The organism is Aliivibrio sp. S4MY1 (genome assembly GCF_028765545.1).
GTDB lineage: Bacteria > Pseudomonadota > Gammaproteobacteria > Enterobacterales > Vibrionaceae > Aliivibrio.
The window spans coordinates 348,205-370,428 of the sequence record NZ_JARACP010000002.1 but is presented as its reverse complement, the minus strand read 5'-3'; the positions used below and the strand labels follow the sequence as shown (position 1 = coordinate 370,428).

Annotated in this window: 19 protein-coding genes; 7 read left to right on the top strand and 12 right to left on the bottom strand. The window is 36.7% G+C overall.

Features of this window, described 5'->3' with window-relative positions; translation table 11 throughout:
- Both PVK71_RS04120 and PVK71_RS04115 read left to right on the top strand, forming a co-directional pair.
- Positions 1–2,816, top strand: a 2,816-nt coding sequence (locus PVK71_RS04120; protein ID WP_274417569.1) for an EAL domain-containing protein, incomplete at its 5' end; no start/stop codon positions are given.
- Positions 2,817–3,077: 261 nt separating this feature from the next.
- Entirely contained in the window at positions 3,078–3,773 is a 696-nt protein-coding gene (locus PVK71_RS04115; protein WP_274417570.1) for a hypothetical protein, read from the top strand.
- 150 nt (positions 3,774–3,923) lie between these two features.
- Here the strand turns inward: PVK71_RS04115 and PVK71_RS04110 are convergent, their stop codons facing one another.
- The 5 genes from PVK71_RS04110 to PVK71_RS04090 all read right to left on the bottom strand — a co-directional run bounded on the left by PVK71_RS04110 (position 3,924) and on the right by PVK71_RS04090 (position 8,394).
- Positions 3,924–4,466, bottom strand: coding sequence for a hypothetical protein (locus tag PVK71_RS04110; RefSeq protein WP_274417571.1), 543 nt, complete (start codon positions 4,464–4,466; stop codon positions 3,924–3,926).
- On the bottom strand, positions 4,459–5,520 hold the full coding sequence (locus PVK71_RS04105; RefSeq protein WP_274417572.1) for a hypothetical protein: 1,062 nt from the start codon (positions 5,518–5,520) through the stop codon (positions 4,459–4,461). The genes PVK71_RS04110 and PVK71_RS04105 overlap by 8 nt, the downstream gene beginning before the upstream one ends.
- A 194-nt stretch (positions 5,521–5,714) precedes the next feature.
- The gene (locus tag PVK71_RS04100; protein WP_274417574.1) at positions 5,715–6,389 is read right to left on the bottom strand and encodes a hypothetical protein; all 675 of its coding nucleotides are present in this window, start codon (positions 6,387–6,389) and stop codon (positions 5,715–5,717) included.
- A 141-nt stretch (positions 6,390–6,530) separates the two neighbouring features.
- Positions 6,531–6,959 (bottom strand): MarR family winged helix-turn-helix transcriptional regulator, encoded by a 429-nt coding sequence (locus PVK71_RS04095; RefSeq protein ID WP_274417575.1) that lies wholly within the window; start codon positions 6,957–6,959, stop codon positions 6,531–6,533.
- A 154-nt stretch (positions 6,960–7,113) separates the two neighbouring features.
- Positions 7,114–8,394, bottom strand: coding sequence for an MDR family MFS transporter (locus tag PVK71_RS04090; RefSeq protein WP_274417576.1), 1,281 nt, complete (start codon positions 8,392–8,394; stop codon positions 7,114–7,116).
- A gap of 267 nt (positions 8,395–8,661) precedes the next feature.
- Between PVK71_RS04090 and PVK71_RS04085 the strand changes: the two genes are divergently transcribed.
- Both PVK71_RS04085 and PVK71_RS04080 read left to right on the top strand, forming a co-directional pair.
- Positions 8,662–9,603: a YeiH family protein gene (locus tag PVK71_RS04085; RefSeq protein ID WP_274417577.1), complete on the top strand. Its 942-nt coding sequence runs from the start codon at positions 8,662–8,664 to the stop codon at positions 9,601–9,603.
- A gap of 116 nt (positions 9,604–9,719) precedes the next feature.
- Positions 9,720–10,355 (top strand): hypothetical protein, encoded by a 636-nt coding sequence (locus tag PVK71_RS04080; protein WP_274417578.1) that lies wholly within the window; start codon positions 9,720–9,722, stop codon positions 10,353–10,355.
- 57 nt (positions 10,356–10,412) lie between these two features.
- Here PVK71_RS04080 and PVK71_RS04075 read toward each other — a convergent pair whose 3' ends face one another.
- A complete protein-coding gene (locus tag PVK71_RS04075; protein WP_274417580.1) occupies positions 10,413–11,066 on the bottom strand; it encodes a tRNA (adenine(22)-N(1))-methyltransferase in 654 nt (217 codons plus the stop codon).
- Between the two features lie 101 nt (positions 11,067–11,167).
- On the opposite strand from PVK71_RS04075, the gene yidA reads away from it, so the two are divergent.
- Entirely contained in the window at positions 11,168–11,977 is an 810-nt protein-coding gene (gene yidA, locus PVK71_RS04070; protein WP_274417877.1) for a sugar-phosphatase, read from the top strand.
- A gap of 93 nt (positions 11,978–12,070) precedes the next feature.
- Here yidA and PVK71_RS04065 read toward each other — a convergent pair whose 3' ends face one another.
- The 4 genes from PVK71_RS04065 to PVK71_RS04050 all read right to left on the bottom strand — a co-directional run bounded on the left by PVK71_RS04065 (position 12,071) and on the right by PVK71_RS04050 (position 17,611).
- Positions 12,071–13,366 (bottom strand): MFS transporter, encoded by a 1,296-nt coding sequence (locus PVK71_RS04065; protein WP_274417581.1) that lies wholly within the window; start codon positions 13,364–13,366, stop codon positions 12,071–12,073.
- Between the two features lie 40 nt (positions 13,367–13,406).
- The gene (locus tag PVK71_RS04060; RefSeq protein WP_274417582.1) at positions 13,407–14,150 is read right to left on the bottom strand and encodes a glycerophosphodiester phosphodiesterase family protein; all 744 of its coding nucleotides are present in this window, start codon (positions 14,148–14,150) and stop codon (positions 13,407–13,409) included.
- 333 nt (positions 14,151–14,483) lie between these two features.
- Entirely contained in the window at positions 14,484–16,451 is a 1,968-nt protein-coding gene (locus tag PVK71_RS04055; RefSeq protein ID WP_274417583.1) for a GGDEF domain-containing protein, read from the bottom strand.
- Positions 16,448–17,611, bottom strand: coding sequence for a sugar ABC transporter substrate-binding protein (locus tag PVK71_RS04050; RefSeq protein WP_274417584.1), 1,164 nt, complete (start codon positions 17,609–17,611; stop codon positions 16,448–16,450). Before PVK71_RS04050 ends, PVK71_RS04055 begins: the two co-directional genes overlap by 4 nt.
- 266 nt (positions 17,612–17,877) lie before the next feature.
- Between PVK71_RS04050 and PVK71_RS04045 the strand changes: the two genes are divergently transcribed.
- Together PVK71_RS04045 and PVK71_RS04040 are read left to right on the top strand one after the other, a co-directional pair.
- Complete coding sequence (locus PVK71_RS04045; RefSeq protein ID WP_274417585.1) at positions 17,878–19,404, top strand: YjjI family glycine radical enzyme; 1,527 nt, start codon at positions 17,878–17,880, stop codon at positions 19,402–19,404.
- Positions 19,405–19,416: 12 nt separating this feature from the next.
- A complete protein-coding gene (locus tag PVK71_RS04040; RefSeq protein WP_274417586.1) occupies positions 19,417–20,328 on the top strand; it encodes a YjjW family glycine radical enzyme activase in 912 nt (303 codons plus the stop codon).
- 28 nt (positions 20,329–20,356) lie between these two features.
- Here PVK71_RS04040 and PVK71_RS04035 read toward each other — a convergent pair whose 3' ends face one another.
- Together PVK71_RS04035 and PVK71_RS04030 are read right to left on the bottom strand one after the other, a co-directional pair.
- On the bottom strand, positions 20,357–21,121 hold the full coding sequence (locus PVK71_RS04035; RefSeq protein ID WP_274417587.1) for a class I SAM-dependent methyltransferase: 765 nt from the start codon (positions 21,119–21,121) through the stop codon (positions 20,357–20,359).
- Between the two features lie 99 nt (positions 21,122–21,220).
- Positions 21,221–22,132: a LysR family transcriptional regulator gene (locus PVK71_RS04030; RefSeq protein WP_274417588.1), complete on the bottom strand. Its 912-nt coding sequence runs from the start codon at positions 22,130–22,132 to the stop codon at positions 21,221–21,223.
- Positions 22,133–22,224 lie beyond the last annotated feature (92 nt).

Below are 22,224 nucleotides of genomic sequence, written 5' to 3'. Positions count from 1 at the left end.
TTAAGCTACTAAAAATTATTACTATTTTACTTTTTTCATTAACTCACCATAATGTACTATCTAAAGAGTACATTTCAGATTTTTATTACACTAATAACACTGGTATCAAGACCTTAAACGATGCTATTTCATTTACTCATTGGAAAATAAACTCACCAGAAAAAGAACTCAATAATAATGTATGGCTAAAAGTAAAAGTACCTAAATCGAGCTCTTTTTCAGAAAAAGAAGCATTATTAAAATATAATGATGCTTACATTAACTACATTGATTTCTGGCATACTAACGATACTGGCAGTGTTATTTATAACCATACTAAAGGAGGAGATAATCGAGAAAGTGTCTTCCACGAAGATTTTAGCTCTTATTATTATTGCATAGCGATAAAACAACGATTTGACTCTTCTGGTTGGGTTTACATTAAGTTAAAAAGCAGCTTACCGCTCAACACTGTCCCTTTATTATTTGCCTCAAAACACGAAATAAAATCTGAGTTTCATCAGCAATCATTTCTAGGGGCTGGTATTCTTGGTGCGATTTTTTTGTGCATTTTAATATCATGCTGTATGACTCGTAGAAAGAATATGCTTTCAGCGGTAACTTATTCTATGCTGTTGATCAATATCGCAATCGCAACACTCTATCGATTTGGTTTTATTAGCTATCATTTCACTGCTAATTATCCCATAATCAATAAATACATCCATATAATTAATATTCCTTTAGGGATAATCACATCCATCATATTTGCGATATGCAGTTGTAATTTATCATCACCATCCAAGAAAAAACTAAAGGTTGTTATATTTAGCTACCTTAGTTTGATCCTTATCTCAGGCTTTTATAGCAACTCAATGCTTCTTAGTACAGAACTGCTATTAGGCACAGTAGCAACCCTATATCTTGTTTATATATGCTTAAAAGAAGGAATAAGTGGTAATAACAAGGCGCTTTGGTTCTTTGGCTCTTGGTTTATTTTTACTCTCGTAAATGCAATCGCTAACCTACAAATTATGGGATTAATCTCATCCAAGCAAATTGGTTTATCTATACACCAATTTGAAATGCTTTATGCCATTAGCCCTATGTTGAGTATTTGCATTATCTCTATGCTTCATGCTCGAAGTATTAACGACACTATTAATCAACGTAATCGAATGCAAGTTGAGCTATCAAAGCAATTAACTTTATATAAAGATCTGTATGACAACTCTAAAGAAGGCCTTTGTACCATGAGTTTGAATGGTCATATTATTCAGCAAAACGCCGCATTCGAACACATAACAACGCAAAAACCGATGCTACTAGAATGTTTGTCTCAATCAATTATTAATCACGCATGGGATGCAAAAAGAACCAATTTATATAATGGCATTAAAGATGAATTACAGTTTCAAGGACTTTATCTAAAGTATTATATTCAACAATCTCAAACAACACATCACCTTGAAATTACCTTAGAAGATATAACCCAAGAAGCAACACATAGAGAGCACCTTGAATATTTAGCAACAACTGATTCAACGACTGAACTCTATAATCGACGTTATTTAACTAAAAAACTAAACCAACTTTTAAAAGGAGAGGTTCCTCATAATGCTCTGCTTTTTTTAGACTTAGACCACTTTAAATTACTGAATGATATCGCAGGACACTCTGCTGGTGATGAACTACTCAAGCAAATAGCCCAACAACTCAATACCTGTAAATGCACTCTTTCCTCTTCTGATATTACCGTAGCTCGAATGGGAGGAGATGAATTTTGTGTGTTAATGCCATTTGCTTCTAAATCAGAGGCTGAAGACTTAGCTAACTGCATTCTTACCCATTTGTCTAAGTTAAAAGTGAGTCATTCTGGACAAATTTTTGATGTGAGTGCCAGTATAGGAATTGTCTTATTTGATACTAAAAATACAAAAGAATCAGACATTATGTCCATTTCTGACCATGCTTGTTATTCAGCAAAAGATCGTGGCAGAAATGGTTTCTATACTATTGATATGAATCAGAGTGATGTTCTGACATTTCGAAGTGATATGTTGGACTCAGTACGACTTAAAAATGCCATTAACAATCACAAAATTCACTTGTTTTGCCAACAGATCTTAAAAGTCTCTGAGCCTAATAATATTTACTTGGAGATCTTAGCTCGACTTGAAAATGAGCAAGGAAAATTAATTAGTCCATTCCATTTCATCTCAACCGCTGAGCGTTATCAATTAATGCCAGATATTGATCTGTATATGGTAAACCAAGTCATTAATTTTTCTAAAAACAACCCTTCATTTATTCGCGCTGTTACCATGATTGGTATTAACCTATCTGGACAGTCCTTAATTGATAAAAGCTTTAGGCAACGTTTACTGCTTATCTTAAAGCAGCAAAAATATATTCCCGCTTCAAAACTCTGTTTTGAGATAACTGAAACCATTGCGATTACCAATTTACGAGATGTTGCCAATTTTCTTGTTCAACTAAAACAACTTGGTGTCAATATTTCAATTGATGATTTTGGCTCTGGTTATGCGAACTATCACTACTTACGGAATCTCCCTTTTGACTCGCTCAAAGTAGATGGCGACATCATTAAATCTTTAAAGGACGATGAAATCGGTGAAACCTGGGTGATGTCAATGATTGAAATTGCTCAAAAATTAAACGTACCTGTTGTTGGAGAGTTTATTTCCGACCAAATTCTGTACGACCGCTGTATTGAGCTTGGTTTTGATTACCTGCAGGGGTTCTATATCCATGAACCAGAATATTTATCCGAATATAATTTCGCCTTACAAAAAAAGAGGGCTATAAGTGCATGACCAAACCTAATGACCATTAAGCTGACACAACAAGACTTATATTTACACAATCTGAAATTAACCAACTTAAATGGAGCAAAAAAACAAATAAACAAAAACAATTTAATAACAATAATTTACATCATTTTTTAACACATCATACTCTTAACTGGATACAGTTTTTAAATGAATAACTCTCACTTTACAACTAAATATTGTTCATATATTCTCCTCCAAAATAAATAAGAGACAACCATTACAACTATCAATACGAGTCTATTCATGAATAAAAAACTACTCCTATTACTTTCTAGCGTCACATTAACTGCCTGTGGTTCAGTCGCGATTATGGATAAATCAGCCGCGGTAAATGCTCAACCAGAGTTACCCATCAAAACAAATGGTGAATTATTTGGCCTTGGTTCAACGGGGGAATTCACTATTGGCGGACTATATAAAGGGGCTTATTCTCGAGATTCATCGGGAAGCTCTTGGTTTGGAACTGTATCATTTAAAAAAGGTGAAATGGGAGTAGAAATTGAACGTCTTGATAATAACAGAGTATGGCAATTGGTTTGTTCTGGCGGTGGCACTTCTGTCAATGTTGGCGGTATTAGCTTTGGTGGTAATTCGCCATATAAATGCTCAATTGCGACCGGTAATCAACAAGTGGGCAACTACCATATTTCTCCAAAAGCAGGAGTAATTGACTTTGGTGTTGAAAAGAAAGAAGCAGGTGAAATAACCGTTAATAACAATACTTATACGGTTGAAACTATTCATACAAGCGACAGTTTAATAATGCCAATAGAACACCCACTAGGCTATAGCTTCAAACATAACACCACTGAAGTTGCCGCGCTTCAAACCAACGGAATCATGACTCTCCAAATGCTACCTGAGCTAACAGAAGATCAAAAAGATATCTTAGTTATAGGTTCAGTTGCAAGTGCCCTTAGCTGGCGCCCAGAAGAGTAATTAGGAGATAGTGTTCTCTTTGTAAACAAAAGCAGCCATCACTACTCTGTGATGGCTTTTTTATAACTAAATTTTACAAGACATAAAAATACCTCTTAGGAAAAACAAAAAGAGGTACATTATATTAGCCATTTATAGTGTTATTCCACATTATAACAATGGTTTTTGAATACCCGTATCAAAGGCTTCATTAGTAATCGAATCACTTAATACTGTGCAGCGTTTATTCAAATCAATGGTAGGAAAACCATTCATTCTCATAAACAACCCTGAAATAGCGCTCCTTCTTGCGATTTCATAACTGGCACAAGCATCCATTAAGCGATTTTGCGAAAGGTGGAAATCACGTCTCATTCCTTCAACGTATGAAGATAAATCCAGATAAACTTGAGAGTCTAGTGTTGGATTCATTTCTTTAACCCACTTCATCACCAGGCCTGATTCTGATTGGCTTCGCGCACCAATACTCTTCTCTAAAACTTCTTTAAAATCTTTTGCGTAATTCTGTTGTATCTTTGCTTTATCCAATATGGCTAATGTTCCATTAGAAAACATCGATTGACTGCTTTTGTATAACTTTTCAATATTAGCTTCGAAACGAACGGCTTTATCATGATAACCGACAAAGCTCGTAAACAAGCTTGCTGCTAACGTACAAAAAACCACAAATATAATAAACACTAATTTATACACGGAAACTCCTAGTAGGGATAACAATTAAGTGGAAATGTAATAACATAATAATGCTAGGTAATTGACCAAGCACTAAGGCGAGCAATAAGTGATACCACGGCATACGGAAGGCTTCTTTTTGGGCTTCTTCATTACTCATTTCATAACGAGTAAAGTCATCATCAATAATAGCAATGGCTTTATCTAACACCTTGTTATTTAGCGACTGCTCTAGGCTAGTCAATCGCAATTTACTGTGCATATCATTATTTAAATAGCCATCAAGAAAAGAGGTGGATGAGAACCACTTTACACGCTGGTTTTCTACTCCATATACCAAAATTACATCGTTTTTCTTCCCGCTTTTCCATTTAGCTTGTAAAGCATAAAAGAATTCTGGCGGTTGTTTCGTTAATACAACAATAAGATTAACCTGCTTTTTCCTGCCTAATTTTTTCAGGGTATTATTTAGTTTCTCATTCCAATCTAGTGCTATAGATTTAAACTCATCATCAGCATAAATCACGCGATTTATTCGATAATAATCATATACTTTGGGATACGACGGTAGGTATTTACCAAAGCGCTTTAATTCACTGCTGTAATGAGAGAAAAGAGAGTCTTCATTAGCCAATAAGTAATTTTCATAATGCTTTTCTATGGAGGCTGGTTCATTAATTACCACTTCTCTAAAGCGCCTTGGTTCCTTAAGTCCTTGCTGGTCAATTCGATTAATATAAACTGTCCCAGCTGTGGTACGAACCGTCCAGTCTATATCAAACTTATGATCATAATATTTCTCACAGGTTTTCACATTATTACTCGTGGTACACACTTCTCGATAGTGCTCACACTGCACCTTTTCTTTCGCTTTACTTTTTACATAGCCATTGAGGATCTCAGTATCTGAAATCGCACTGTATTTTATAATATCTACGTATTTCGCGGGAATGAGCACTGATAATAATGCGCAAATAAGCATATTTTTAATATGTGGTTTTTTCTTTTTTAGAATAAAAATAATGACAGTAATAGCCAGTGACATTATGGAAATAAAGGAATATTGATCAAACATAATAACCTTAATAAAAAAGGCCGAATATTTTATATTCAGCCTTTTCGTTTTATCTAATTAATATTATAAGCTCGCTTTAAATGCAGCAAACTCTGCTCTTGTAGGGAAATAGGTTTCAAAAAATGTCACCATCTCTGGTTCATTCACTTGCAGTTCGCTGTCAGTGAATGAGCTAAATTCTTATGTAAGATGACTTACTGCATTAATGTCATAGCATATGTACCATTATCATTAAATGGTCTTACACTTTTATACTGCATATACTCTGGCTGTTCACCATAGATTTGAATGCCATTGCTAAGCTTATTACCCAATTTAACGTAAATATTAAGAGGTAAGCCATTTTCCATATCGATCTTATCGTGATCATTTAATAGTGATGAATTAAAATCAAACGATGTTCCACGTTTCCAAAACGTCACATTATTAATGTCATTTTCAACTTTATATATTGATAGGTCTGGTTCACTCCACGTACTTGTTGGTTGGTAGAAGATATCAAAGTTCTTTAGATCATATTCCACATTATTAACAATAGCAGTAGCAGCTAACTCAACCGTCATCGCCCCTTGCATTTTCATATTTAATAATGGCACGCCATGATGTTGCGCGAAGGTAGGATTTACTGTAGGAATTGGTTTTGAAAATATTACCGCATTAGTTGCTAAACGATCCGTTTCACCACTGGCTGCATGAGTCGCTTTTTTAATATGAAGTAATAGTTCATAAGACTGACCGAGTTTTTGTACATCAGCAGGGTTTCTTACATCGATAACATTTGCTGCAGGAGGGGTAGGTTTTGAATCATTATCAGAACCACACGCAGTCAACAATATACCGACAAACGCACTTAATATGATCTTCTTCATTGGCTTTCTCATACATGTAATAAACAGGAAAAGAAAGCTTACGGACGAGTGATAATTGTCTCAAGTGTATTTTTGTAAGCTGCTAAGCACTCGAAAATACTGAGCAACTTGACAAGAATTAAGCATTTATGATGGGGAAAGTTAAAGCGCGTTAAGTACCTTAACTAAGGACGTTTGAAGTGCTTTTAATTCATCTTCAGTAAAGAGTTCATTGTAAAGTTCAACGTTAATATTCGCCGCTTCTTTTAGTAATAACGCCACTTTTACACCTTCTGGAGTCAGGCGCAAAATTTTTGAACGACGATCAACCTCATCGTCACTACGGCTTAAATAGCCAGCAGTAACAAGACTTTGCACAATGCGGCTAATCTTAGATTTATCACTTGCTAAAAATGTTAAAGACATCAATTCACTTTGATGAAATTCATCTGACTTTGCAATACTCGCAATAATATATGCCTGCTCTGGTGTGATAACGACACCTCGTTCGGCTAACCATGCATGAAAACGTTTTGTCGATTTCATCGAGATTAATCGACAAAGTGAACCAAGACCTGATTGAATATCCATAAAGAATAAACCCTTTAACTTACTTTCTAACAGTGTTTATAACGAAACGAGATAGCTTACACTAGCTTACAAAACCTTACTACAAATAAAAGCATCAAAAAAAGCCGTATATAAACTACCGTACGGCTGTAATTTTACTTTTTATCGTTATTTTTTAGCTCTCTGATGAGGGTGTAATTTCCTTCTCCGCCCACTTATATAAACCAATCATTAGTAAAGAAAGAACAAAACAAGCAATAAACAGAGGGGTTGCACCACCAAGTTGAATAAGCACTCCTCCAACGAGTGGAGCAAGCGCAAAACCGAGTCCATAAATGGCCGCTGCACCGAAGTAGCTTCCTCGCAAATGTTTAGGTGCTAATTGGTCTATTTGCACATTTAAGGTTGGAAAAGCTATCACTTCTCCCACGCTTAAAATAAAGCACGCCATTAGCCAGCCAACCGGAAAATCAATCGGCACCATTAAGAAAGCAATTTGTGCCAAGGCCATCATCGCCATACCAATACGGGTACGTGTAAATAGGGGAACATTTTCAAGCAACTTGAGCATTGGGAACTGCAACACCGCAATTGTTAATGTATTCACTAACACCAAGCCACTAATAAACTTAGCCGCATCGACAATATCGGTACGAACAATAACTTGAGGGATTGACGATTCGTATTGGCCATAAACAAACATCATGATCAAATTCGCCGCAATTAACTTAATAAACAACCTGTCTCTACTAATAATTCGAACCGTTGATAAAAACGATGTTACATCTGCCGTTGCTTTAGAAAGTAAAGTTTCGCTCTTACTTTTAGCAAAAGAGATAAACAAAAAGAGACCAAAAACCAAATAGGTAATTCCTGTGACTAAGAACAATATCTTTGGATGAGCTAAACCTAAAGTAATACCGATTAGAGGGCCAATTGCTCCACCTACATTAATCAAAAAATAACGAACATTAAGCGCGAGCTCTCTGTCTTTTTCATCGTCTAGGTTATCTCCAATCACCGCCTTTGCCGGGGCTTCTATCATTGGTCGCATTAAGCCGCACATAGCGACTAAGATAAACAGTTGAAAAATAGAGTTCGCAATGCCAATCCCTGAATACGAAAATGCAGCAGTAATACACCCAGAAACCATCACCCACTTACGGCCAAATTTATCAGATAGCCAACCTGAATATAGTCCCGTAAATGAGCCCACCACCGCTGAACCAGCTAAAATAGATCCAACCATAACTGCACTGGCATTAAAGTCTTGATAAAGAATAACGATGAGAAATGGCCAAGCCATAAAATACGTAGTTCGAGCGAGAAGCGTGCCAACTAATACCGTCCAAATAATATGATTAAAACGAGAAAGACGACCCCATTGTAATACGCTTCCGCTTTCTTCCGTTTCTTCTACGCCACTATTTCCATCTGCTGTTTTTGTTTCTTCCATACTCCCTCCTTGGGATCTTCTACCTAGCTCATTTTTTATTTTGTTCTGTTTAAAAAGTATACCGATTAACCTTGAATTTATAAGAGTGTAACTCTCTTAAATTTGCTTTTATTTTTAAGAGATCCAGTCTATTGCGCTGCACTACGAATCATTTTCAAAACCCTTACATATGTTAAGGTTTATTTAACCTAATATATTGAATTATTAAACTTACTAAACAGAATAAAAGTGATATCTTTGTTTTATCTATGCCTACGAATAATGAACATGACTTTTAATAAATCCCACTTACAACATTATTTTCCTTTTTATCTTGCTGCACTATTAACGCTCACCCCTTGGGTTAGTTCACCTACCGCTTTAGTTATGGGTTTTGCTTTAGCAAGCTTTGGTTTTGTACCCACGACTTTTGCATTGGGAAAAGTCACTAAAAAATTATTAGCTTACTCTATTGTTGGCTTAGGGTTTGGTATTCAGCTGAATGAAGCAATAGAAGCAACTTCAAATGGAATTGGTATTATTTTATCAACCATTGTAGGCACACTCGTTCTAGGTTGGTTACTAGCACGATTGATGAAACTGGATAAAGTGACAGGCCATCTGATCGCATCGGGTACTGCTATTTGTGGCGGTAGCGCTATTGCTGCGGTTGCTCCTGCGATTAATGCTGATGAAGAATCTACAGGTCTTGCTTTAGCTACGGTATTTGTATTGAACTCAATTGCGCTATTCATCTTCCCTGTCATTGGCCATGCATTAGAGCTAAGCCAACACGCCTTTGGTACTTGGGCAGCTATTGCGATTCACGATACTTCATCCGTGGTTGGTGCCGCTTCTGCATACGGTGAAGAAGCGTTAAAAACCGCAACAACGCTTAAATTAGCGCGTGCATTATGGATTGTTCCTGTTGCCTTTATTAGTGCTTTGCTTTTTCGTAGCAACAGTAAAAAAATTACGATCCCTTACTTTATCCTTTTCTACTGTTTAGCTATTTTAATCAGCGATAACCTACCGCAGTTCAATCTAGTTTATGAAGGTATTTTTGATGTATCGAAAAAGCTATTAGTTCTGTGCTTATTCTTTATCGGGTGTGGTATATCAATTGAAAAAATCAAAGCGGCGGGCGCAAAGCCGTTGATCTTTGGTATTAGCTTATGGGTTGTGATATCAACAACCTCTCTACTGTATATTATGAATTACGCTTCATAAATACTTTACAACATGGTAGCCTCTTGATATGGAATCCTATTTTTTAAAAATGGGTACATACAGGTTGCTTCACAGTCTCTATAGTGATGAATTAGTCAATAACACTTGAGGCTGTCATGTTTCTTTCCTACTCAACACACCCAGATATTCAAAAAATCCAAAAAGGATTGCTGCAATTTTTTATCCAATGCATTGTCGCCGCTATTGCTTATCTTGTTATTCGTACTGATATTATCGTTTTAAATAATGGACTTAGTGAAAACTCATTAACAGAGTATTATCAGCAATTTTTACTACTCGTTGTGATCGTATCTTTTACTTACATCGCTGTAGTAAACAAAAAAGCACGAGCCTTTGCTACGCTGATCATTGGTTTTTTTAGTTGTATGTTTATAAGGGAGTCTGACGGTGTTCTGGACAAGGTTTATCACGGTTTCTGGCTAGTTCCAGCCTTAGTCGTTGCATTCATTTGTATTATCTTTGCGTTTAAAAATAGAAAAGGCCTATTGTCTACGTCAGCAAGATTTTTTGATAGCCGCTATTTTTACACTCTCAGTTGTGCATTGGTGATTATTCTTGTTTTCTCTCGATTAGCAGGAATGAACTATTTATGGCAAACATTGCTTGATGGGCACTATATTCGAACCATAAAAAACTTAGCTGAAGAAGGCACCGAGTTACTTGGTTACTCTTTATTGGCTTACAGTGCTTTAGGGTTTGGTATAGAGGTTCATCGCCTTCAAAAGCATTAATTAAGGCGAACAAAGCTAACGATGAATCAATTGCGTTAGCTTTTACTCACCAAACACTTACTTACCTACAAGCTCTTGATACTGCTCACTTACCCTACTCGTACATTTAGGATTCGCTTCCATTCGTTGATAATGTGAAACTGTCTTATTTAGATATTCTTGATGATCACTATCTGATAAGTTCCACATATCATTCCCAACAGGCGCAATCGGTTTTGCTGCTTGATTACTAATATGCAGCACTTCATAAAAGCGTTTGTTCTCTTTGACTAGAGTTTCTGATATCAGACCAAAGCCCATCTCTATCAACTCACATCTGACCATATAGTTATGTAATACAGGGCAAAGAATAAACTCCAGCTCAATATCACTATTACGTAACTGAATAGAACGCACCAACTCAATCAATAAGTCCCCACCAACGCCTGCAATAATAATCAGGTTCTTTTTCCCTTTTATTAACGGTAGTTTCGCTACATCCATACAATGCACTTGCCACTGAGACTGAATTGCTGATGCGTGTTTTTGAAGCTGACTTTCAAGGTCAATCATTAACTCATCCACGACATCAACAAAGTGGATCACACTCTTAGGGTGAGAGGCTAATAAGCCTACCCCCAACTGTCCATGATCACAACAGCAATCCCAAATATGATCATAGTGATCGGTAACTTTATTTTTTATGGTATCTAACCGAGAACTTAACTTCATTAGCCTGTATCAGTAGTAAAAATCAGCGACAGTATATAGTATTTTTTTCATAAAATTCAGGTAAGCTAGCTAATAGTATTTTTAATCCAATGGTAACTATGATGTATAAATTAATCGCACTGGATATGGATGGCACTCTGCTTAATTCAGATAAACAAATCTCAGCTGAAAACAAAGCAGCGATTGCTGCTGCTCGTGAAAAAGGCGTTGTGGTTGTATTAGCTTCAGGTCGCCCAATCAACGGAATGAAGTCACAACTTGAAGAATTAGGAATGACTACTGAGGACGACTATGTTCTTAGCTACAATGCTTCACTGGTTCAAAAAGTAAAAAGTGAAGAAGTGATCCGCAGCCAAATCATTACGGGCGTTGATGCAAAAGCCATTGCTAAGCTGGCTAAAAAGCTTGGTGTTCATGTTCATGCTTTCTCTCAAGAAAAGGGCTTAATTACCCCACAATTAAATCATTACACTGAGCATGAATCTAGCATCACAGGTATGCCAATTACAGTTATTGATTTTGAAGAACTGGCTGATGACGAACAAATCATGAAAGCGATGATGATTGATAAGCCAGAACTACTTTCAGCTGCCATCAAACAACTGCCCGCAGCACTATATGAGCAATTTACTATTGTACAAAGTGCACCTTTCTTCTTAGAGTTTTTAAACCCAAACAGCAATAAAGGGGTCGGCGTAAAAGCATTAGCTGATCACCTTGGTATTACTGCGGATGAAGTTATTTGCATGGGCGATGCGGGTAATGACTGGCATATGATCAAATACGCTGGCCTTGGCGTTGCAATGGCGAACGCGACTGATGATATCAAAGAGATTGCGAACCATATTACCGTTAGTAATAACGACCACGGTGTCGCTAAAGTGATTGAAGAGTTTGTACTGAACGCTTAATCATTTACGTTATGCTGATAACTCAACACAGCTAACAAACAAAACCCCAGAGCATTTTAACACTCTGGGGGTTTTATTTAATTCAGTAGATAATTAAGCTTCTGATTCAACCAACTTGCCCTCTTTATCACCCTCGTTTTTCTTCTTCAGTGAAATCAAGATAAGTGAACATACCATGCCAAGTACCGCTACCGTTAAACCAATACCAAAGATCATTTGATAGGCTTCAATCGCAGGATAAGTATCGATAATCCAGCCATTTAATGCATAAGCCCAGAACACAGAAGCGTAAGCCGCAAACGAACCTACACTCATTGCAGAACCACTGTAATCCTTTGGTACGCCAGCTTCAGCTACTGGCGCTAAGATAATTCCTTTTGCTAAGAAGATACTGAATGAGAAGCACATTAGTAGCACCATGTTCATCATCAGCATGCCTTCTGTTTTAGGTAGTGCGATTGTCACACCTAAACAAACCGCGGTTAAGCCTAATGCAAAGAACATCATTTTGATCGACGATTTAAATACGAAATCAGCAATCGAACCCGCAACTAAACCAGCAACTACGCCCATTGCACCTGTATTAATAATACCGAAGATAGCCGCTTGTGCTGTTGATAATCCAAATACCGCTTGTAGGTAAGGAACCGTGTAGATCAGAGTGATATAGATCCAATATACCGTTAGAGAAGTTATTGCCGCTAACCATACCGTTGGCATTTTCAATACATGGAATAAACCTTTTAAGGCTTCTTTGTTTTTACTTTCACCTTGTTTAATTTCCATATGATTATCTGGTACAAATTTCCATACGCAGAAAATCATAGGGAGGATAAGTAGCGTGTAGAAAACAATCGCACCTTGGAATACAAGAATAGAGCCTCCAACCAGTGCCATGATACCAACGATCACCGCATTCATACTCATTTCTGCTGCACGTCGTACAGATTCTAACAAGCCAAATGCCATCCCTTTGTTTCTATCACCTGACATTAACGTCACACCATTAACAACCGATGGCCAGAAAGCCGCATCAACTAGGCCCCAAATACCAGCGATAACCACTAATACACTAAAACCGGGTTGTAAGAAGATGATGACCATCATACTTATAAATCGAATACTCAAACTGGTCATTAAAATGGATTTTACAGAAAAACGGTTATTGACCCAGCCCGCAGGAATATAGAAGAACATCGCCGAACCAATCAGCGTAAATAATATCCCCATTTGGGTATTATCTATCTGCAAGACTTCTAAAAGTAAGTTATAAAATGTGCCTTTAAAGGCTTCAAAAGCCGAATAAATAATTTGGCCTGACATCACGACAGAGAAGAAACCGAATAATTGATTTCGGCTAGTAAAGCCTATTTTTTCAAATAAGTTCATAGAGGTAATCCTTTCACGTTATTGTTTTATTTTTTAATTATTATTTTTGAGCTTTGTATTTCGAAGGGAATTTATGCGCGATATCGGTACAAATACCATCAACTCCCCAGTTAAACAGTTCATTGGCACGCGCTAAATCATTAACCGTCCAAACATTGACTTTAATGCCAGACGCTTTAAATTTTTGTACCATATCACGAGTAAGGCCTTTCTCTTCAGGGTGAATATAATCTGCTTCACACCATTCAATAATTGAGTTCCAGTCATCCCACAAGTTATGACTTTCAAACAAACACGCAATTTTAGTTTGAGGACTTTTACGCTTAAACTCTGATAATACAAGGTGGTTAAAACTTGAAATAATCAGCTCTCTTTCTGGTGCTAACTCTTTAAGAGCAATGATCAAATTATCAATCAACAGATGACTTAGCTTCGCACTGGCTGAACACGACTTAATTTCAATGTTTAGATTCAGTTCTTTTTCGTTCGCCATTGCGATTAGTTGTTGAACAGTAGGTAAACGCTCATCAATATAATCATCACTAAACCAACTCCCCGCATCAATAGAAGATAGATCAGCGCTACTAATGTCACATAAGCGACCACTTTTATCTGTACAACGATCTAACGTATCATCATGAGAAATAATTACCGTGCCGTCTTGAAGAATATCCACATCACATTCAAACCATTGAACACCATGGTCTTTACATAATGAGAAAGCTGAAAGGGTATTTTCTGGAGCCAGAGAGGACATACCACGATGTGCTATAAGTGTTTTCATTGTTAACCTATTTTTTGCGTCCTAAAAGATAGAAAGGATAATAACTCGAAGAGCATGACATAAATGTGACACAAACGAACATAATGCGCATTCGAACGTTCGAATTAGAGCTTTATCTGTTTTTTTGTCTAACAGTTAACATTATTAATTACGGTAAGGTACTGATAACGTAGAGCTAAACTAGTCATAGCCCGCAAAATAAACAAAATAAGTAACCATGAGCATCTATCAGATACAAAAAACCGCTACTTCTTAAAAGAAATAGCGGTTAATGTAGAGTGTAGATCACCAGTAAGAATAAAGACAATTACATAATAAAAACGTGCTACTCCATTATAAATGTAAGTAATATTCTCTCTTATCTTGATACATAGATTCATCAGCAATTGTGAACATTTTAAACAAATCAGTATTATCTGAGCATGACCAACCAATAGAGTAATGCGCATCATATGCTTTTCCTTCTTTATCAAAGAATTTTAAGCTCTCTTGACTTGCTTGTAATTGTTCAGCCAAGTGTGTGCATTCTTTTCTAGTCATTCCTTTAGTTAAAAGGGCAAACTCATCACCACCGATTCGATAAAAAGAATCATTTTCACTTAATAATGCTGAAATGTGATAACTACTTGTTCTGATTAACTCATCACCTAAGTCATGGCCGTATTGATCATTAATTGCTTTGAGTCCATTTACATCTAATATGAATAATCCAAAATTCCATTCTGCTTTTGAATCTCTATAGCGTTTTTGATAATGAGCTAAATCTTCATCGAAAGCCTTTCGATTACCGCATTGCACTAATGCATCACTTCTTGCGATATCAACTAACTCTAACCATGAGGAAAGCTGCTTAACAAACAGCTTAAATACTAATTGATTTGCTTCTAATTGAGGACTAGATTCAAACCTCAAGCTAGCTAAAAACTTATCCTTACTAGACAGTATTTGAATCCCTTTTTTATCTCCTAACGGTTTAAATCGTAGCTGCCACTGAGTATCAGAAAACAAATGCTGTAATTGACATTCAACCTTCTGAGGAAGCTCGCGATAGCTCAATGTTTTATATATTGAACCAAATTCTATTACTGCTGCTAGATTGTTCTTATTCAGTTCCTCTCTACATAATGCATCGCTAAGCTGAGCTGTTTGTTTTGATACTTGAACTTCAAGTTCTTGATTAAAATTAGAGAGCTTTCTATTGCTTCGCTCAATAACTTTTTTAGAATTATTTAATTCATCATTTTTATTTTTAAGTTCATTCAATTGATTTCGAATAGTGATGCTCATTTTACTTAATACTAATGCCATTCGATCAAATTCTGAGAATTGAAATGTCCTATCCTTAACTTCTTTATTTGAAGCATAACTGACAATCGTATCTTCCATGCCAACAAACTCTTTAGATATCCAGCGAGTGATCCCCATTGCAATAAAAAGAACGGTAACAAAAGTCCACCCAATAACAGTAAATAAGGCCAGTAAAGAAGATTTAATCTCTTTAAGGCGCTCCATATCCGAAAACTGATAGGTAATATCAAGTGCTAATGGCGATGAAAATGACGAATTATTCAATACGAAAATTCGCTCTAAAATACCACTTTCTGTCATCTCAGATTTTACATTTTCATGCGTATCTAAATGCTGACTTAAATTAAAGCTTTCGTCTTTTAATAAGAAATGCTGAAAACTCTGCTCAATCGTATCAAATGAAATCAAAACAACTACATAACCAGAAGCACGATAACGGCCAGACCCCTCTAAATTATAAGCTAGCATAGGGGTAACTAAAGCAATGCCTTTGGCTGTATGTATCCCTTTAATTAAATTGGATTCTGTATAGAAGTGAGCCTTTGTTAAACCTTGTTCATATATCGATTTATCGACACTTATTTCTCTTAATAATTGGCTATTTTCAAAATGATAAGGACGACCATTAAGATCATATAAAGGTTCCCATTTATCATTCAAAATATAAACACTATTAATCAATCCTGATAGTTCACTAAAACGAACGAGATTATGCGTCACAACGCTGGAATATAAAATATTATCTAATGCTTGGATATTAAATCGATCTCGAGATAACCAATTTAAGCTTTGTTGAATCCGATCAAGCTCCACAACTATCTCTTGAGCAATGGTCGATACAGCATTTTGAATTTGATGCTCTTTTTGGCTTAGTAATTGGTCGCTAATACGACTAGTCAAAAATTGACTAATAAAGATCAATGGCGCAAGTGAGGCGATAAGTAAAACATAAGTAAATGCTTTACGTAAGCTAAAATAAGGACGAGAAATCATAATCCTTCCACTTTCGTTGTAAATCGATCAATGAGATTTCTTATGTACTTCATCGTTTCTTTTTCAGGCATGCCATCAGAATGACGTGAGGCACCTCTAGCTAGCGCCTCCCACACAAAGGAGACTCGTAAACTCGTTGGCATAGGTTGAGATTGTAAGTATTGTTGATAGACAGCATTCATTATTTTTTTATTAGGTACTATGACTGTTTGATTCACTTCTGTTGACGCTGATATATATTGATGCTCATTAATTAATCTAGTTAAAAACTCTTTATCTTGAGCCAATTCCATTAACTGTTTAATCATGACTCTTTTTTCAGGGTCCTGAAAACTGGCTTTTGTCATTATTAATACTTTACCACCAGATAATGACTGCATTGGGATCCCTTGATAGCTAGGTAAGGAAGTAATTCCTAAATCAGATCCAAATTCTTCAATTAAGTTACTCACAGCCCAATCACCATCGATTAAATACGATGCTTTATGATCAATAAATAATTGACGACTACATAAACTATTACACTCATTATTCAGGTGATTAAGCTGTGCTAAATTATAATAAAACGCAAGTGCTTCTGAGCATTTATCATCATCAAACTGAAGCTGATCTAAAGGTATATTGGGATGAAACAGACTGAAAAACGCTGAGAAGAAATACATATCTCTTACGCTATAGCTAATATGTATTTTATCCGGTTCTTTTTCAGACAATACTTGCAGTTGTTCCCATGTCGCAATCGGTGTAGTAATCTTGCTCTTATCATAAAAAAGCATTAGGTGATTACCAAGAAACAAAGGTAATCCCATATAGCTGTCACCAACCATTGCACTCTGTTTTGCTGCTGGTTCTAATTGCTCTTGTTTTATCCATACTTTAGGAATAGGCGTAATTCCTATGAATTTATGCAAGCCTAAAAAATCAGACGGAACCCATGCTACATCTGGCATATAATTTTTCGATCTTGATGCCAATAATAACTCAGCTTTCATTTCATCAATGGAGAACTTACGAATCATTAATTGATTGCCTGTTCTCGCTTCAAATTCTTTCGCAAGTTTTTGATCGACGTTGTCACCAAATGCACTCCAAAACTCAAGCATTCCGGCCTGTGAAGAGAATGAAAATAGGAAACTAATTAATATAAGCAATTTTGGCATAACAATAAGGGTACTTTAGGTAAAATTTAAATAAACGGCGATACATATAATGCGTTTATTTTAGCATAGTTCAGCGCTAAATCAGTGATTGTTTTACCTGGCTTTATGGATAACCGCTATTAAGCGTCTTGCTGAAAATAAAAGCGCCTCAGTACTACTAACATCTTTACATTTCCGAAATAGAAATAAGTAGTTCCTATACTTTCACTAAAAGAAATTGCGCTATTCCATTAGAATAAACCCATACTAATAAAAAGGGTTTTATCATGAGTCAAGAACGTTTCTATAGCATCATTACCGATGCAAACCTTTCTCCAAAACAGAAATCACAATATTTAGCCTTAGAAGCTGAGGCTAGCTTGCCTTATATGGAGATTGACTCTGATACTCAACAAGCACTGGATGATGGCATTCTGTGTGATATGTTTGAGGGCCACGCCCCTTTTAAACCTCGTTATGTATTGCCTGATTACGCAAAGTTTTTATCTCAAGGTTCAAAATACCTAGAGCTATCTGCGGCCGAAGATTTTGATGCTGCATTAAATTTACTCACTATAATTTATCATCATGTCCCTTCTGTTACTTCTATCCCTGTTTATCTTGGCCAACTTGATACTGTGCTTATGCCTTTTGTTGGTACCCTTAGCGATGAAGAAATTTACCAAAAAATAAAACGTTTTTGGATAATGCTTGATCGCACACTACCTGATGCCTTCATGCACGTAAACATTGGCCCTACAGATAATATTATTTGTCGTACAATCTTACGTGTTGATGCTGAATTAAAGCAAATTGCTCCTAACTTAACCTTTATGTACGACGCTGAAATCACACCAGATGATCTGCTTCGTCAAGCGGCTGCAAATATTTGTGAGTGCAGTAAACCTCACATTGCAAATTACCCAGTACATGCAAAAGCGTACAATAACACCGGCTTTGGCATCGTCAGTTGCTACAACTCGCTACCGTTAGCGGGTGGCTCTAATACTCTTGTCCGCATGAATTTAAAAGAAGTGGCTAAAAAAGCCCAAAATAAAGCGGACTTTGTTAATAACGTGCTGCCTAATTACTGCAACGTTATGTTTGGCTTAATTAATACAAGAAGTTCATTCTTGCATGAAAAATCAAATTTCTTTGAAGGTTTTTTAACCAAAGAAGGATTAATTAGTGAAGACCGATTCGCACCAATGTTTGGCATTTACGGCATGGCTGAAGCCGTCGATATTCTTATGGAAAAAGAAGGCATTGCAGCAAAATACGGTCATGATGAAATGGCAAACCAATTGGGCCATGCTATTTCAAAACAACTCTCAGAGATCGTTGATGCAACCGAGGTAAAACACGGCTATCACGGAAAAGCACTGCTTCATGCACAAGGTGGCATTAGCTTAGATCTTGATGTGACTCCAGGTGTTCGCATCCCTTATGGCACAGAGCCAGATCCAGTATCTTATGTGCAAGCCACTGCTGAACACCACCAATATTACACCTCTGGTGTCAGTGATATTTTGACCATTGATGAAACGGTTAAATCAAACCCTGAAGCAATGTTTAACTTAGCAAAAGGCGCACTGCAATTAGGCTATCGTGAGTTTACCGCCAATGTTGCTTCTAACGATTTAGTTCGCATTACAGGTTACATGGTAAAACTGTCTGATATCGCTAAGTACGACGCTGAAGGCTCTCGAACCAATACTACGTTTTTAGGAGCAGAAGCGGCGAAAAACACGGAAGTATTGAACCGAACACCTCGTGTTGTAGCGCTAGAAATGACACCTGCGTACGTAGAATAAGAAATTATTACTATGGTTAACGCTGATCTTTTTTCTGGCGATAACATCAACGACAACAAAACAGGATTGGTCAGTAAAATACTGACCTTTTCTTGTGTTGATGGCCCAGGAAACCGCCTTGTGATCTTCTTACAAGGCTGTAATTACGATTGTATAACTTGTCATAACCCTCACACAATTAATCACTGTGATCATTGTGGTGATTGCGTAGAGCCATGCCCAACAGGTGCATTAACCTTTGATGATTCACCAAACAAGAAAGTTATATGGGATGAAGCGCTGTGCACTCAATGTGATAAATGCATTGATCTCTGCCCAAGTAAATCCAATCCAAAAATAACAACGTATACGGTAGGAAAGCTAATTGAGTTCACCAAAAAACACGCGCCATTTTTAAGTGGTGTTACGATTTCTGGAGGTGAAGCGACTCTACAATTACCCTTCATTATTGAATACTTTAAAGCCATCAAGTCAGAAAAATCATTAGGCCACCTTACCTGTTTTATTGACAGCAATGGCAGTTTATCTGAGCAAGGATGGAATAAAGTTCTACCCTATTTAGATGGGGCTATGATTGACTTAAAAGCATGGCAAAATGACACGCATCTATGGTTAGTCGGTAGAGAGAATCATCGCGTATTACACTCGATCAATCTATTAGCTAAACACGATAAATTGCACGAAGTTCGGCTGTTGTACATTCCAAATAAAACCGATTTATTGTGTGAAATCGATGCTATTAGTGAGTATTTAAAGACATTAGCCGAAAATATCACTATCCGTTTAAATGCATTCCAATATCATGGCGTAATTGGTGAAGCGCTAGGATGGGATAAATGCAGTAAAGTACAGATGGAAGAGTTTGAAGCCAAGTTAGTAACTCGATTGGGGCGTTCAGTGATCACCCCATCGATTTATACTTAATGTTTTATAAAACAAGAATAATAAATAATTACTTAAAGAAAACCGCCGTTAAATAGCGATTATTAAGTCCTTTAGTCACTATTGAGCGCATTCGATAAAACAACGCGCTCGGTTTTTTAATATAGTGCTTCACAATATTCCGCCCCACCCCTTGTGAGCGATTTTCTTTAGATTCTTTTTTCGAAAACAATCCTTTAAATTCCCAATATTGGATCTGCTCAAAGGTCTCACCTGGTTGGTAATTTGAAGCTGAAAATAGACGATAAAAAGAGGCGACGGTAAAATCATGCAAATGGTGAGGATTCCCATCAACCGTTGGTGTGGTCGGAACCGATGCGATCATAACCCCCTGTTCATTCAACTGAGTTAATAAGTGCGTTACCATTTTTTGAGGCTCAGGCACATGCTCTATGGTTTCTAAGCTAATGATAGTATCAAAGTACTGAAAGCCGCCCTCTTTGCTAGTTAATTGAAAATCCATACCGTTACCGCATACATAATGTAAGTTATCCGCTTGATAATGCTCTCTGGCATAGTTAACAGCCATTGGATCAACATCTGCACCAATAAATTGTTTATCAGGATGAGCCTCTGCCATTAATGCAGTGCCATAACCACAGCCACAAGCAATATCTAAAATCTGCGTACCGCGTAGCTGTTCTGAGGCAAATTGATAACGCTCTAAGTGTATATCCAACACATCTTGATGACCTTTATCATCTTGGTTCAACTGTTTTGGGTATATGCGTTCTAAAGAGTGCTCTGCGGTGATCTGTTCTTGTGGTAAATCCATTTTACTGCCTTGATAAACAATTGGTTATAAAACATCACATAAAATGTGACGCTAATATTTCTCCAAAAATAGTAACATTAATTACCTAAGCAGAATGTCTTATTTTTCTTTAATGCGATCACACAGCCAGCTTACGGCCTGATCATTGATACTTAATTTATTGTAAACCATACTATATGCCACTTGCCCATAATCAAACGGCATAGGTTTTATCACTAACCCCTTTGCTTGGCTTGCCATTTCTGCCCATTTTTTAGAACTAGTAAATAAAAACTCCGTGTGATGGCATAAGGTTGCAGCACTACCAAAATCAGCGACTGAAATCGCGACGTCCCTTGGTTGGTATTGCTGAGCTAAACATTGCTCAAAATAAGGAACATTTAATTCCTTATCAAAAATACCAATATGCTTATAAGCTAAATACCCCTCAACCGTTAACTCTTTATCAACTAAGGGGTGATCGGCACTCATAAGACAAACCATTTCATCTTCGATCACCGTTGTCCATACCAATTGTTGTTCAGTTGTTGGCGGCTGACTTCTATCATGTGGCAGTAAAATCACATCGACTTGCCCATTTAATAAGGCATCAAAACCCAATTGCTCTTTTGAGTGAATATCTATATGAGAATTAGGTGCTTGAGTAGACAGAATATCGCTAATGATTGGCGCAAATATCTCAAAAGTACTTTCTCGCATTGAGAGTGAGTACTTACCAGAGAAATCTTTAGGTTTAAATGTGGACTGATTCAGCAAGCCATTCATATTATTTAAAATTTGATGCAATACTGGCCCAATTTTTAACGCATAAGAGGTTGGGATTAATTTCGTACCGTCACGATAAAACAGCTCATCACTCAATAATTGTCGTAATTGAGATAAGGTTTTACTCATACTTGATGGGCTCATGCATAATATCTCAGCACTTTGCGTTACGCTGTGTGTAGAGAGCATGACATGCAGAGCAGTAAGATGCTTAAAGCTAATGCGAGAGAGTTGAATAAGATCCATTATTGCCCATCGAGTAAAAATATATAATTCAGTCCATAATATAATAGAACGCTACTCTTTATCCTCTTTTTCTGAGTGTTCGTTTTCAGTAA